Annotated in this window: 11 protein-coding genes; 9 read left to right on the top strand and 2 right to left on the bottom strand. The window is 57.4% G+C overall.

Features of this window, described 5'->3' with window-relative positions; genetic code table 11:
* Positions 1 to 87 precede the first annotated feature (87 nt).
* From ACYVGU_RS06065 to ACYVGU_RS06040, 6 genes are all read left to right on the top strand, one after another.
* The gene (locus tag ACYVGU_RS06065) at positions 88 to 1,161 is read left to right on the top strand and encodes a bifunctional transcriptional activator/DNA repair enzyme AdaA (RefSeq protein WP_460621311.1); all 1,074 of its coding nucleotides are present in this window, start codon (positions 88 to 90) and stop codon (positions 1,159 to 1,161) included.
* Between the two features lie 289 nt (positions 1,162 to 1,450).
* Positions 1,451 to 1,588: a hypothetical protein gene (locus tag ACYVGU_RS06060; RefSeq protein WP_460611943.1), complete on the top strand. Its 138-nt coding sequence runs from the start codon at positions 1,451 to 1,453 to the stop codon at positions 1,586 to 1,588.
* A 252-nt stretch (positions 1,589 to 1,840) separates the two neighbouring features.
* Positions 1,841 to 2,473: an FKBP-type peptidyl-prolyl cis-trans isomerase gene (locus tag ACYVGU_RS06055; RefSeq protein WP_460611944.1), complete on the top strand. Its 633-nt coding sequence runs from the start codon at positions 1,841 to 1,843 to the stop codon at positions 2,471 to 2,473.
* Between the two features lie 94 nt (positions 2,474 to 2,567).
* Positions 2,568 to 3,182 (top strand): hypothetical protein, encoded by a 615-nt coding sequence (locus ACYVGU_RS06050; protein ID WP_460621310.1) that lies wholly within the window; start codon positions 2,568 to 2,570, stop codon positions 3,180 to 3,182.
* A gap of 128 nt (positions 3,183 to 3,310) precedes the next feature.
* Positions 3,311 to 5,245 (top strand): KUP/HAK/KT family potassium transporter, encoded by a 1,935-nt coding sequence (locus tag ACYVGU_RS06045; RefSeq protein WP_460611946.1) that lies wholly within the window; start codon positions 3,311 to 3,313, stop codon positions 5,243 to 5,245.
* A 194-nt stretch (positions 5,246 to 5,439) separates the two neighbouring features.
* Positions 5,440 to 7,014, top strand: coding sequence for a S8/S53 family peptidase (locus tag ACYVGU_RS06040; RefSeq protein ID WP_460611947.1), 1,575 nt, complete (start codon positions 5,440 to 5,442; stop codon positions 7,012 to 7,014).
* Positions 7,015 to 7,239: 225 nt separating this feature from the next.
* On the opposite strand, the gene ACYVGU_RS06035 is transcribed toward ACYVGU_RS06040, so the two are convergent.
* A complete protein-coding gene (locus ACYVGU_RS06035; protein WP_460621309.1) occupies positions 7,240 to 9,042 on the bottom strand; it encodes a M61 family metallopeptidase in 1,803 nt (600 codons plus the stop codon).
* 191 nt (positions 9,043 to 9,233) lie between these two features.
* Between ACYVGU_RS06035 and ACYVGU_RS06030 the strand changes: the two genes are divergently transcribed.
* The 3 genes from ACYVGU_RS06030 to ACYVGU_RS06020 all read left to right on the top strand — a co-directional run bounded on the left by ACYVGU_RS06030 (position 9,234) and on the right by ACYVGU_RS06020 (position 11,898).
* Positions 9,234 to 9,893, top strand: a complete 660-nt coding sequence (locus ACYVGU_RS06030) for a C40 family peptidase (protein ID WP_460621308.1) — start codon at positions 9,234 to 9,236, stop codon at positions 9,891 to 9,893.
* Positions 9,894 to 10,563: 670 nt separating this feature from the next.
* The gene (locus ACYVGU_RS06025; protein ID WP_460611950.1) at positions 10,564 to 11,004 is read left to right on the top strand and encodes a DUF2147 domain-containing protein; all 441 of its coding nucleotides are present in this window, start codon (positions 10,564 to 10,566) and stop codon (positions 11,002 to 11,004) included.
* 264 nt (positions 11,005 to 11,268) lie between these two features.
* Positions 11,269 to 11,898, top strand: coding sequence for a hypothetical protein (locus ACYVGU_RS06020; RefSeq protein ID WP_460611951.1), 630 nt, complete (start codon positions 11,269 to 11,271; stop codon positions 11,896 to 11,898).
* A gap of 81 nt (positions 11,899 to 11,979) precedes the next feature.
* Here ACYVGU_RS06020 and ACYVGU_RS06015 read toward each other — a convergent pair whose 3' ends face one another.
* Positions 11,980 to 14,031 carry a M1 family aminopeptidase gene (locus ACYVGU_RS06015; RefSeq protein ID WP_460621307.1) on the bottom strand — a complete coding sequence of 684 codons (2,052 nt, stop codon included), beginning with the start codon at positions 14,029 to 14,031 and terminating at the stop codon, positions 11,980 to 11,982.
* Positions 14,032 to 14,150 lie beyond the last annotated feature (119 nt).

Here is a 14,150-nt window from a genome sequence, read left to right as displayed (position 1 = left end):
TCTATTTTTCGGTTGCGGGCCGGCGGTAGGTGGGCGAGTTTTGCAATCATTACCCAAGCGCCTTCCATCTACTTCCTGCCCTGCTGTATGCTCCCGACTCTAGAAACCACCGCTGCTGAGTGCTACCAGGCGCTGGTAGCCAAAGATGCCTCGTATGAAGGGCGCTTTATTGCGGCCGTAAAAACCACGGGCATTTTCTGCCGCCCGACCTGCACGGCCCGCAAGCCCAAACCCGAAAACGTGGAGTTCTTTGCCACCACCAAGGAAGCGCTGCTGCATGGCTACCGCTCCTGCAAAGTGTGCACGCCACTTACGGCCCGAGACGCTACCCCTCCGTTTATTCACCACTTGCTGCAGCAGCTCAGTGCGCAGCCCAGCGTCAAAATCACTGACTATAGCCTGCGCCAGCAGGGGCTGGAGCCCGCCACCGTACGGCGGTGGTTTTTGCGCCAGCACGGCATCACCTTCCAGGCCTACCAGCGCCTGAACCGCATCAACCTGGCATTCAAGAAAATTCAGAACGGCGACACGGTTACGGCGGCGGCCTTCGATAGTGGCTTTGAGTCGTTGAGCGGGTTTCAGGAGTCGTTTAAAGCTGTATTTGGCGTAGCTCCCACCCGGAGCAGGCAGCAGCAGATCCTGAACCTCACGCGCCTCGAAACGCCCCTAGGCACCATGCTGGCCTGCGGCACAGAACAGGGAATTTGCCTGCTAGAGTTCACGGACCGGCGCATGCTGGAAACCGAACTCAAAGACCTAACCAAGCGGCTCAACGCTACCCTCGTGCAAAGCGACAACCCCCATTTTGCCTTACTCCGTGCGCAGCTGGCCGAGTACTTTGCCGGCACCCGCCACGAGTTTACCGTGCCCCTGGTTACGCCTGGCACCGAGTTTCAGCAGTCCGTGTGGCAGGAACTGGGCCGCATTCCGTATGGCACTACCCGCTCCTATGGGCAGCAGGCCGTGGCGCTGGGCCGGCCTGGTGCCGTGCGGGCAGTGGCTACAGCCAACGGCATGAACCGCGTGGCCATCATCATTCCCTGCCACCGCGTCATTGGGGCCGATGGGCACCTAACGGGTTACGCGGGCGGGCTCTGGCGTAAGCAGTGGCTGCTGGAACTGGAGCAGCGGCACCGTCCGACAACGGCTTCAGCTTTCTGAGTACATGTGGCCAAGTGGTAGCGCCAGGCATTTCGGTACGCTCTCCTGCCCTAGCCCTTACTTTGCGGCCAACCCAACTTCGGGGCGCGCACTGGGGTTGGGGCACTTTGAAGAGAACAGCAACCTAGGCTACAAAAACGCAGAAAGTGGGCAAGTACCGCGGCACTTTGTGCCCCACCGAGAAGCGAGGCGGCTGGCAAATAAATGATGCTTGCATAACAATTTTACAAAATTTGCGTAGTATCTTTGCAGTCAAGAAGCTGACTTGCATCTACATACAACAAATCATATGAAAAAGAGCACTGCTGCCATTTCTTCGCTGCTGGTTCTGGGAGGTATCGGTTCATTGGGCTTCCTGGCGGCCCAGGTACGCAACCTGAACCTTTTTTTTGATCTTCAGGATGAAGAAGAGCTTCACTTCTGCTAGGCAAAAAGTGGCCTTAATTCTACCAAACCCCGCCCTAAGCGGGGTTTGCTGCGTTTAGGCAGGAACAAACCGGAGGTCATTTTCAGGGGGTTAAGCGGTGGAGGCAAAAAAAACCACATCCATTCCCGCCTGTTTTCGGTACTTCACAGCTACGGCGGCCCGCGGTGGGCCGCTTCCATTCTCTCACGCGCTGGCCTGTTGGCTCCCGAATACGTTGTTCGGAACTCACTGTCCAGCTCAACTCAGCAGTTTATGAACCTGACCGGCTTGAAAGAGCAAATCAGCTACATCATTGGGCGCGACATGGCCCGCAACTTCGCCCAGCAAGGCCTCGACCTGGACATTGATGTATTTGCCCAAAGCATGAAGGAAGCCCTGGGCGGTGAGCCCAGCCGCCTGACGCCCGAGCAAATGCAAAGCGCCATGCAGCAACTGCAGCAGCAGATGGAAGCCCACGAAGAATCCTCCTCCACGCAAGACTCTGGTACCATGAGCAACAACAAAGCCGAAGGCGAAGCCTTCCTGAAAGAGAACTCCGCCAAGCCCGGCATCACTACCCTGCCTAGCGGCCTGCAGTATGAAGTGTTGAAAGAAGGCAACGGCCCCAAGCCCGGCCCCAGCGCTTCGGTAACCACGCACTACCACGGCACACTCACCAACGGCACCGTATTCGACAGCTCGTACCAGCGTGGCCAGCCCGCTACCTTTGGCGTAAACCAGGTAATTGCTGGCTGGACAGAAGCCCTGCAGCTGATGCCCGAGGGCTCGAAGTGGCGCCTGTACATCCCTTCAGATCTGGCCTACGGCAAGCGTGGTGCCGGCCGCGACATCGGCCCCGATTCCGCCCTCATCTTTGATGTAGAGCTGCTGAAAGTAAACAACTAGGCAATCCTTCCGAATGCAAGCCCCGCTGCGCCCCGTGCCTGTCGTTCCGCCTCTGTGGGTGCGAACTACCACGAGCAGCGGGGCTTTTTCGGCTATGACAGACGACCAAACTCCCTTACTACCCGGCTCGGCGCCCGAAACCCCGGAGCCTACCCCGCCGGCCCCGGCCGCTACCCCTTTCCCGGAGCCCAACTCCTCTGAAACCGATACCGGATTTCGGCCGCTTCCGCCGCCCCCTCCCGAACAATTTCCTACTATCCGCAGCGAAGATGGCCGCGTGGCCCTTACCAACGATGCCCTGGAGCTAAACGGCGAGCTGTTTGGCTGGCGGGAGTTGGAAGGCGTGGATGTGCGCCCGGTGCGCTGGCTGCTGGGGGTACTGCTGGGTGCTTTTGTGTTGTGCGGGTTTTTGCTGGGTTTTCTGCAGTATTGGCTGCGCAGCCTGCCGGCGGCGTTGGGCATGGGCGTGGGTATTATGCTGCTAGCCTGGGGAGCGCGCGGCACCAACCGCTGGCGCCTGCACCGGCCCGGCCGGGAGCCGCGCCACTTTGCCTTTTCCGGCGGTGCCCGCACGTGGCAGCAATTGGCGCAGGAAGCGAACCGCCGCATTCAGCAACGCCATAACGAGGCCGCCGCTGACGCTGCCTACTGGCTCCACGCAACTTCCTTTCCCGGGCCCACTCCTTCTGGCCTGCCTAGCGCGCCCTAACCCTCACGTTCACTTCTAACATTGCCGAGGTAGTTGCCGAAAGCGCAGCTGCGTGGGCAGTTCGCGCGCAACACCTACCTTTGGCGCCGCTTGCCAAAAACGGCTATCCTCATTCTATTCCTGTTCACATGGACGCCAAACACCAGCATACCGCCATTTCTACGGCGGGCTTGCTCATTGCCCTAGGCATCATTTACGGCGACATCGGCACTTCGCCCCTCTACGTAATGAAAGCCATTGTACCCGGCGTTATCACGGCAGATTTGGTGTACGGTGGTATCAGCTGCGTGCTCTGGACGCTTACCCTGCAGACCACCATCAAGTACGTGCTGCTCACACTAAATGCCGATAACAACGGCGAAGGCGGCATTTTCTCGCTGTTTGCCCTGGTGCGGCGGCGCGGCGGCTGGCTTTCGGCCGTGGCCATTATCGGGGGTGCGGCGCTGCTAGCCGATGGCGTGATTACGCCACCCATTTCGGTTTCCTCGGCCATTGAGGGGCTGGAGCGCGTAAACCCGGGCATCCAGACGGTGCCCATCGTCATTGCCATCATTGTGGGCTTGTTCCTGCTGCAGAGCTTCGGCACCCAGATTGTGGGCAAAGCTTTCGGCCCGATTATGTTTTTGTGGTTCAGCATGCTGGCCGTGCTGGGCGTGAAGGGCATTATTCAGCATCCCGAAATTCTGAAGGCCATCAACCCCTACTACGCCTACAACCTGCTGGTGAACACGCCCGGCGGCTTTTGGCTGCTAGGGGCGGTGTTTCTGTGTACTACCGGGGCTGAGGCCTTATACTCCGACCTGGGCCACTGCGGCAAAGGCAACATCCGCATCAGTTGGATTTTTGTAAAAACCTGCTTACTGCTCAACTACTTTGGGCAGGGCGGCTGGCTAGTAGCCAACGAAGGCCAGCCGCTGGCGGGCCGCAACCCGTTCTTTGAGCTGATGCCCAGCTGGTTTTTGCTGATTGGCATTGGGGTGGCTACCATGGCGGCCATTATTGCCTCGCAGGCGCTTATTACCGGTTCGTTTACGCTGGTTTCTGAGGCCATCCGCCTGAACATGTGGCCCAAAGTAAAGCTCAACTACCCTACCGATGTGAAGGGCCAGCTGTACGTACCGAGCATGAACCGGCTATTGCTGCTGGGCTGCATTGGCATTGTACTGTATTTCCAGAAGTCAGAGAACATGGAAGCCGCCTACGGTCTGGCCATCACCATCACCATGATGATGACCACCTTGCTGCTCTCGATGTGGTTGCGGGCCAAGCGCGTGCCGCTGCCTTTGATTGCGCTGTTTGTGCTGATTTACGGCCTGATTGAAGGCTCCTTCCTGATAGCCAACCTCATCAAGTTTCCGCACGGCGGCTGGGTATCGGTGGCCATTAGCTTCATTCTGGTTTCGGTGATGTACGTCTGGCTGCGGGCCTACTACATTAAGCGCCGCCTGACGGAATTCGTGAAGATTGATCCCTACATGGATGCGCTCAAGGAGCTTAGCGCCGACGAGTCGGTGCCGAAATACTCTACGCACCTCGTGTTCATGACCTCGGCGGAACGCCAGACGGAAATTGAGTCGAAAATTATCTACTCCATTTTTCAGAAGCGCCCCAAACGAGCTGATATCTATTGGTTTGTGCACGTAGATACCACTGATGAGCCGTATACTATGGAGTACAAGGTTACGGAACTAGCCAACGACGATGCCTACCGCATTACGTTCCGGCTGGGTTTCCGGGTGGAGCAGCGCATCAACCTGTATTTCCGCAAAGTGGTGGAAGACCTGGTGCGCAATCAGGAAGTGGATATTACCTCGCGCTACGAATCCCTGAGCCGCCAGCACGTTACCGGCGACTTCCGCTTTGTGGTGCTAGAGAAATTCCTGTCGGTAGAAAACGAGTTTCCGGTGGTTGAGAAGCTAGTGATGCAGGCGTACTTCTACATCAAGCAATTCATTGCCTCCGAAGACAAATACTTCGGCCTTGACACTAGCTCGGTGAAAGTGGAAAAGGTGCCCCTAGTAATCACTCCCGTCCGCGATGTGGCCCTGAAGCGCATCCGTTAGTTCTGACGAGTGTTCTTCATTGGTTAGCTTCAGTAGCTACAAAAGCCCTCTTGCTACGCAGGAGGGCTTTTTTGTTGCGTTCCAGATTCAGCAACGAAGGTTAAGTGCTTAAATACCAAGCCACTACTTGCACTTATCCCATATTATGCTTAATTCAATACACCAATCTATCCACAACCAAACCCCACCATTTTATGCATCTGCACTACCTATATCCGGCCGCGCTGCTGGTGTTGGCCCTAGGGTCCTGCCAGCAGGAAACCGCCGACCCAGCTCCTTCCCCCGCCGCTGAGTTACACGTGGCCCTTACCACGCAGCAACTCGATGAGCAGATTTTAAATACTCTGCGCCAGAAGGGCACTTTCAATTGGAACGAGGCCTCAGCTTACACCGTCTGGAGCGCCTTGCAGCAGTCTGATCAGGTGCTATCCGTAGGGTACCGGCCCGCCGGTGTGGCGGCTACTACCCCGCTCCCCGATGATGCCCACCAGGAGCCGAGCTGGCAGCAAGCCCGGGGCCAGGTACTAGCCCTTATTCTGGCTGAAGAGCGCAAAACGCATCCCGAGCTGACCGCGGAGCAATTGAGCGTGTTCGAGGAAAACAGCCTGCCGGTGCTTACCGTAACGGTCCGGCAACTGAGCACCATTCAGGCGCTGCGCCAGTCGGAGCTGGTGCGCTATGCGGAGCCCATCGGCTACGAGCCCATCCACCAAAACCAGACAGCCAACAAAACCGCCGCCGTACTCAGCAGCAGCGGCTGCGGCAGCAACACGGCCGCTTCCGGCCTGGTTGCCGGCTCCGATTACGCGGTACTCAGCAATGGGAGTCTGTCTTCCTGGAACCAACAAGATCAGTACCACGGCATTCGGTCGGCCTGGAGCCAGAGCACCGGGCAGGGCATGAAAGTGCTGATTATTGACACGGGCGCTTCTGATGCGCAGGAAAACTTAGGTTCCGCTTTCAACCAGGGCTTGAGCTCCGGGCGTACCATTGAGCGACTTGTCACGCTGCCCCGCAGTACCATCTTCGGGATTCCGTACGGCGCCACCGAAACGCCGAATGATGGCTGCGGCCACGGCACGGGCATGGCTGGGGCCTGCGCGGCTCCGCGCGGCACTGATGGGGCCAGCGTGGGCATTGCCTACAACGCCAACCTGATTACCGTACGGGCCGCTGAGGATGTATTCCTAGATGCCAGCCGCGAAGTGCAGGGCGTCACCAATGCCTACCTGCTGGCCGGCAACCGCTCCGATGTTCGCATCATCAGCATGAGCATGGGCCGCCTGACCTCGTCGTCGCAGATGACGGATGCCATTCGCTATGCCTATGGCAAAGGCAAGCTTATCTTCTGCGCGGCGGGCACTTCCTTCGACTGGACCTCCGGCTGGACAGGCGTGGTGTACCCAGCCTCGCTGGCCGAAGCCGTGGCCATTACAGGCGTAAAAGACAACCTCACCTCCCGTTGCGACGACTGCCACGTGGGCGCCGACGTAGAGTTTACGGTGGTAATGCAACGCACCGATACCAACCGGCGGCCCCTCACGCTGGCCATGAGCGGCGACGCGCCCAGCACCATTGGCGGCTCATCGGTAGCCACGGCCAGTATGGCTGGCATGACGGCGGTGCTCTGGGCTAAGTATCCTTTCGAAACTCGGGCCCAAATTATGAGCCGATTGGTGGCCGCCAGCAGCAACCGGTTTGGCCGCAGCAGCACCCTAGGGTGGGGCCGCGTAAACCTGGCTACCGCCGTGGGCGCCGTACCGCTCTGATGCCCCGTTTACTAGGTGCCGTTAGTAGGTAAACCCCTCGGCCATTTTAATCCGAAGCTTAACCACGCTTTGGCCGCTTAACCCACCTAGTGATTTGGCTTTAGAACTGCTTCCCGGGCTCAGCAAACCTGATCCTGTGGCAAGCAGTTTTCCTCCTGCATCGAAAGACATAAAAAAGCCCCACCTGAATTCAGGCGGGGCTTTTTTTAGGGAGTTCACAAGTGTTTACCGGACGGGCAGCCACTTAGCCAGCACGGCTTGCTGCGCGGCGGTGGGGTTGGCCTCGCGCTCAATGCGGTAGCGGCTCAGCGAACTAGCCAGCAACGGGAACGTCAGCTCCTTGATTTGCCCGTCGCGGTTTACCAGCAGCTTTACTTCCGAGCCCACGGCGCGGCCAGCCAGCAGCTTGTTTACATCGTCGGTCACGCGGATGCCATCTACGCTCAGAATCTCGTCGCCTACGCTCAGGCCACCTTGCCAAGCGCTGCCTTCACGCACTACGCTTGCTACGGTTAGCTTGCCACCCGCCGAGCTAATGCTGGCACCCAGGCTGAACTCGGTGGCGGCGGCCGGCGTTACGCTCAGCTTCAGACCAGCGTAGCCCAGCGCCTGCCCATACGGCAACGTTTCTACACCGTACACATGGCGGCGGAAGAAATCATCGAAGCGACGACCGGCTACTTTCGCTACGGCATCTTGGTACTCGGCATCCGTGAAACCGCGGCCCAGTTTCTTGTAATACTGGTCGTAGAGCAGGCGCATCACGTCGTCGAGGTTTTTCTGGCCCTTGGTTTCGTTGATGATCATCAAATCCAGCACGGCTCCAATTACTTCGCCTTTATCGTAGTAACTGATGCCCGTGTTCGAGGAGTTTTCATTGGGACGGTAGTACTTGATCCAGGCATCAAAGCTCGACTCAGCGGCCGACTGCTGCTTGTTGCCGGGCGTGTTCTCTACGCGGTTGATGCCGTTGCTCAGGTCGCCCAAATACTGGTCGGGCGTCAGGAAGCCGGCGCGCTGCACAATCAGGTTCGAGAAGTACTCCGTGCCGCCTTCACTTACCCACAACATGCGGGTGTAGTTTTCTTCATCGTAGTTAAACGGCCCAAGCGCCACCGGCCGGATGCGCTTTACGTTCCAGAGGTGGAAGTATTCGTGCGCCACCAGCCCCAGGAAGCCTTTCCAGCCGGCCTCCGAGGAATACGCGTTGCGCGATACCGAGAGGGTAGTAGAAAACAAGTGCTCTAGGCCGCCCGTGCCGCGGTCAATGTTGTGCACGATGAACAGGTAGCGGTCCAGCGGGTTCTGGCCTACCACTTTGTGGGCCTCTTCGCACACGCGCTGCATGTCGCGGGTCAGGCGGGCCTCATCTACCTTCACGTCGCCAAACATAGCAATGGTGTGGGGCGTGCCGTTGGCCGTGAACGTGTATAGCTTCTGGTTGCCGATTTCAATGGGCGAGTCGGCCAGCTCATCGTAGTTAGAAGAGCGGAACGTGAAGGTGCCGCCTGCGGGCTTCAGGCTGGTGCTCACCTGGCTCCAGCCCTGCGCAGGCTTTACTTCCAAAATACTAGGCATCTGCTTGCCCTCAGCCGGGTACATGAAAACGCTGGTGCCGTTTACGTAGCCGTGGGCCGCATCAATAAAGCTGGTACGCACGCTTAGCTCAAACGCATACACTTTGTAGCGCACCGTAAAATCCTTGGCCTTCGGATGGTACACACGCCAGGTATTCTTAGTAACCTTCTCTACGCGCAGGTTTTCGCTACCCGCGTTGGCCGAGAAGCCTTCCACGTTTTTGGCAAACTCGCGCACCAAGTACGAGCCGGGCGCCCACACCGGCATTTTCACATCGGTAAAGGCCTTGTTGAAGCCATCGAGCTTCATTTCCACCTCAAAGTAGTGGGTTTGGGGCGCAGGCATGGAAAGGGTGTAGCGCAGCGCAGGGGCAGCCGCAGCAGAGCCAGCAGAGCCAAGCACAAGGCCCAGGGCCACTGCAGCCAGCCGGCAGGAACGAGTCAGGAGCATTAGAATAAACGTGATGAAGTGGAATACGAGCCGAAGCTCGGGCCAAAGAACGGCGAAATCCGGATCAGGCTGCAAGCTTCGGCGGAAATAAGGAGCTAGCTCTGCCACCGCAAACTCAACCGTTTGGAACCCAGGCCCCGGGCACCCCGTTACAGAACTACTCCTGTTCTCCTCTATTTTCAGTTTGTAGTATGCGTTACGTCTGGCTTGTATTTGTGCTGCTTGTGGCCGCAGTGGTAGGTAGCGCCCTCTGGTCCCGGCGCGGCCCTGATCCGGCCTCAGCCCCGGCGCTTGCCGACTCGCTTAACGCGGCGCCGGCATTGCCCGCAACCTACACTCCTGCTTCCGCCCAACCACAAAGGCCCGCCACTACCTCTTCGCCTAGGGTAAAGTCGGCCTCCAAGCCTACTACGCCACGGGCCATCGCGTATGTTATCAGCAACAAGCCCACGCCCCGTGCCGATAGTGTCGTGACGTTTGCCCTGCGCCAGCTAGGTACCAATTACTGCTACGCCGGCAGCACTCCCGAAACCGGCTTCGACTGCTCAGGCTTCGTGAACTATGTTTTTGCCCGCTATAAAATTCCGGTGCCGCATTCCACGGCTATGCTTATTGATGTAGGCCGCCCCGTGGAGCGCAACCAGGCGCGTCCCGGCGATATTGTGGTGTTTACGGGCACAGCTCAAACCGCTACTACCCCCGGTCACGCCGGCATCATCATCAGTAAGCCCGGTGAGCCCATGCGCTTTGTGCACTCCTCGTCTGCGCGCCGCGAGTCGGGCGTAAAAATCAGTCAGGTTGAAGGTACCGATTACGAGCGGCGGTTTATGCAGGTGCGGCGCGTGCTGTAAAAGAGGCTTTCTTCTGTACTAGGCCTGCTACCGGTTCAAACTGGCTTCTTACTTGTTTTATGAAGGGCCTTAAAAGAACGATGCCCGGTACGCCTATGCAAACCACTACGGGCTGCTGGGCGAACCGGGCATCTAATCCTTCAAATCTTACCAAGCGATGAGTCTGGGGTACAGCCCCATCATCTACTTAACACGTAAGACCTTGCCAGAATGCGGGAAAAGCTATTTAAAAGCGAGTTCCGCGCGAAAGCTGTTGTTAAGCGCGTCCGGCGGTGAAGCGGACTACATTCGACAGGCTTGGCAGGATTTGTTTGGGACTACTAGACATTTTGTACCTCCTTTCTTTAGATCCGACATAACCCGGGCTTTGCTTCCCAGCACCTTAGGGCTGCTTGGCGGGGGCTGTAGCACTCGCTACGGTAGGTAAAGTTAAAAGCCCTGGGAATGGTTCAAAATAAAAAACCTATTATTTATAGCCCCAGGCGCACATATTTCTCATCTACCTGAATTTCAAGCGCTTTAAAATGAAAATTTTTCCAGCTCGACAATAAATCCAGAGGTTGGCCCCATAGTTGCCATATATCGGGCAGTTCAAATAAAGGCAGAATTGTATTTCTTCCGCAGTTTCCCCTATCTTTTTCCCAGAAAACCCACTTTTACATCACACACCATGAAAAAACTTTTGTTCCTCTGTCTTGGCATGCTCCTAGGCCTGGTTGGGGTAACTTCCGCGCAGTCGCTTTCGCCCCTGGGCGTTTGGACGAATGCTGAGAAGAAGGCTACGTTTGAAATCTACAAGTGTGGCAATAAGCTTTGCGGCAAAATCGTGACGCTGACCGTGCCCAACGACCCCAAAACCGGCAAACCCAAAACCGACTCCATGAACCCCGACCCCAAGTTGCGCACACGCCCGCGCCTAGGCTTGGTGTTTATGCAAGGCTTCGAATACGACGAGGACAACAAGTGGGACGATGGCAAAATCTACGACCCCGAGACCGGCAAAACGTATTCTTGCTACATGAAGATGGAAAATGCCAACTCCATGGAAGTGAAAGGCTACATCGGCTTCTCTCTGATTGGCAAGTCGCAAATCTGGACGCGCGTGAAATAGCTGTACTAGCTTTCGCTTTACTAGAAACGACGCCTTTGTGTAGAGGGCGTCGTTTTTTTATGCGTGGTGGGCTGCTCCGTGCGCAGGTGCCTACGCGCTTATGGAGCTTTGCTTGGGTGCTACCTCGGGGCTAGTGAACAAAGCTGGCCTGCATTTTGGTTAGCGGCAAATGCGTTGCTAGGCCCCTTGTTACTGGGTCGGGGCGGCGCTGCCGTTCAAACCATTTGCCGGGGCCTGTGTTACCCCTGAAACATTCAGACTATTTTGCTTAATCGGTTCAAACATATTTTTACCGGCCGCCCCTCCCCTTCGTCCGACTGGCATCCGTTGCAGCGCAGCGCCGCCGAGGAGCAGGTGCGCCAGCAGTGGCTGGCGCAGCAGGTGTATCTGAACTGGATGGGTCCTTACTTTAAGGCGTATCACTATCAGAAAGCTGGGCTGCCAGGCGCCCGTTTCCGGGTGCAGCTCCTTCGCGATCCGCGCCGGCAAGGGGCCGTGTTTCTCTACGACCCCAGCATTGGGCCAGGTAACTTCCGCCATTTATTTGATTTCATCCGCGACCGGGTGCTGGCCTTAGGCTACCACCTAGGAGCCTCCGACCAGCGAACCGTACAGCACGACGAATACTCGGAAACTACGCTGAAGCACTTCCTGAAGCCCCAGCCCAAGGACTGTACCAGCACCGGACGCTGCAACCAGGCCTACGGCAACATCACCATTGATTTGGTCAAAATAAATGACCAGCCGGGCTTTATCCGCGTGTTCAGCAACCCGTTTGATGATTCCATCTTCACGCCGGCTCATACTTTCGATGAGCTCATGGAAGCGGTCTTTCATTTGCCCGGCGCCCCCCCAGAAGTGGAGCAGCTGATTGGAAAATACGCACGCGGCTAGCCGCTTTTACTAGCCCTAGTATACAACGAAACCCCCTTTCTGCTTTGGAGAGGGGGTTTCGTTGTATACTAGGGCTAGTGTTTACTCTTCAGCCCGCACGAAACGAGCCATTGCTACTCTGCCGGTACTTTCTGTGAGCCGCAAGTGGTACAGGCCCGGAGCCAGGGCGCTGGTGGCAAGCACCGGAGACGAAGCCAGCACGGTTTGGCGCAGCACTACCCGACCAGTAGCATCCGTCACCTCGGCCTCGGCGCGTGTTCCGCTGAAGTCAACTACCCGGAGTTGCTCGCGGCAAGGATTGGGGTACACGGTAAGCACCGGCAACTTGGCACCGGCTTGGGAGCTAGTAACCAAGGCCACATCGTGCATGATGGAGCTGGCTGCTCCGCTCAACAGCCACTCTTCCGGGTCGCGGGTAACCCGGGCAATGATGCGCGCTTCAGGAAGCGAGAACGAGGTAACCGGCTTCCCCTGCCGCACCCGAACGGTGCGGGTGCTGCCGTCAATAAACTGCAGCTGATAATCAATATCCGTCTCGAAGAAGGGCGTAATCGTGGGCATAGAGGCCGTTTCGGTGGTGCTGATGTACAGCGTGGAGCCGACCTGATTCCAGCGGGTGGCAAAAATGGGGTAGCCCTGGCCCCGAATCCACTGATCAAAAAAGTACTGCAACGAGCGGCCGGCTTCGGCCTCCAGAATCCGCTGCATGTCGCGGGTGCGGGCCGTTTTGCCGCGATAGGTATCCTGGTAAGTACGCAGGGCGCGGAAGAACTTGGCATCATCGTTCAGCTCATACCGCAGCATGTGCACCACAGAAGCAGCCTTTTTATACGTGAGGTAATAGTCGAAAATACGGTCGGGGTTAGTGGTATCCGGCACCCATACGCTGCCTCCGGTCATGGGCTTCCACTGGGAGTTTTCGTACCGGTTCATGGCGTAGTAATGCGCGGTCTTCATCCACCCTTGGGCGGTTTCGTGAGCCGTCAGCTTGTCCAGGGCCAGATACTCGGCGTAGGAAGCAAAGCCTTCATTTAACCAAATGTCCTCCCAGGCCCCGCAGGTTACGTTGTCGCCAAACCATTGGTGAAACAGCTCGTGCGCCGTGAGCGTCAGGCTGAAGCTCGTTTGGGTTGTCATTGTCTGGTGCTCCATGCCGCCGCCAATTGGCGCCATGCTATGGCCGTACTTTTCCTTGGCAAACGGGTATAGGCCTACTAGCTCTGAGAAGTACTCAATAAGTGGCGGCGTGCGGTCTATTTCGGCTTTAAAGAAATTCAGGGCCGCTTGGCTGTACACGTAGTTCACGATGGGAATACGGGGCCCACCTGCCGGCTGTGCATAGTTCACGTACTCCACATACGGCGCTATGGCCACCGAAATAAGGTAGTAATCAATGGGGTAGCGCGACTTCCATTCGTGGCGCTTGCGGCCATCCGGGAGGGTAGTAACGCGCTCCAGCACTCCATTCGAGCCAACTTTGTTGGTGGAGGAAGTAGATACCCACACTTCCGAGGAATCGGCTTTGTCGGTGAGCACCTGCTTGCATGGCCACCATTCATAGGCGTTGTAGGGCTCAGAGAGGCTCCAAATAGTGCGCACCCCGTAGGTAGGGTCGGGCATCGAGTTGAAGGCGGCGCCGTTGGCCGTAACTGTGCTTCCGGGCGCTATGCCCCGGTAATACACCAACGCATCAAACCACATGTTGGGGCCTACACTCTGCTTAAGACCCGCCGTAATGTCGCCGAGTCCCTTCCGGCGCCAGCCCGGGCTACGCTTCCCATTCACTACCACTGAGTCAATGGTAAAGGCCGAGTGCAACTCGAAGGCAAACGAGTCTATGCCTTGTGCTAGGGTGCGGGCCTTCATGCGAGCCATGCCGCTGATGCCTCGGGAAGTGTTCGACAGGTTCAGGTCGAGCTTATAAAAGCTCACATCGTAGCGGGCCATTTTCTGGCGGTGCGAGAGGCTGGCGTACGCCGTGCGGGCCGCTTTGGCCTGTTTGATGTGGGCCCGGGCTTCGGCCATAGAAGCGTTTAAATCGGACACCGAAACCGCAGGCCCAGGCACCTGCGCGGCAGTGGAAAGCCCCGCTAGCAGCAGCGCCAACAGAAATGAGTAAACAATAAAGCGCATAGCTTGAAAAGAGGGAAAGGATGGGATAGATCAGCCTGCTATAGTAGGCCATGAAAGGTACGCACATGCTCAACATAAAATAGCCGGCAGCTACCCGATCCGTAGTCGTGCTTTGTATA

It is taken from the genome of Hymenobacter tenuis (genome assembly GCF_054780495.1).
Note: the sequence above shows the minus strand (reverse complement) of the source record. Positions and strands in the feature narration are given on the sequence as shown.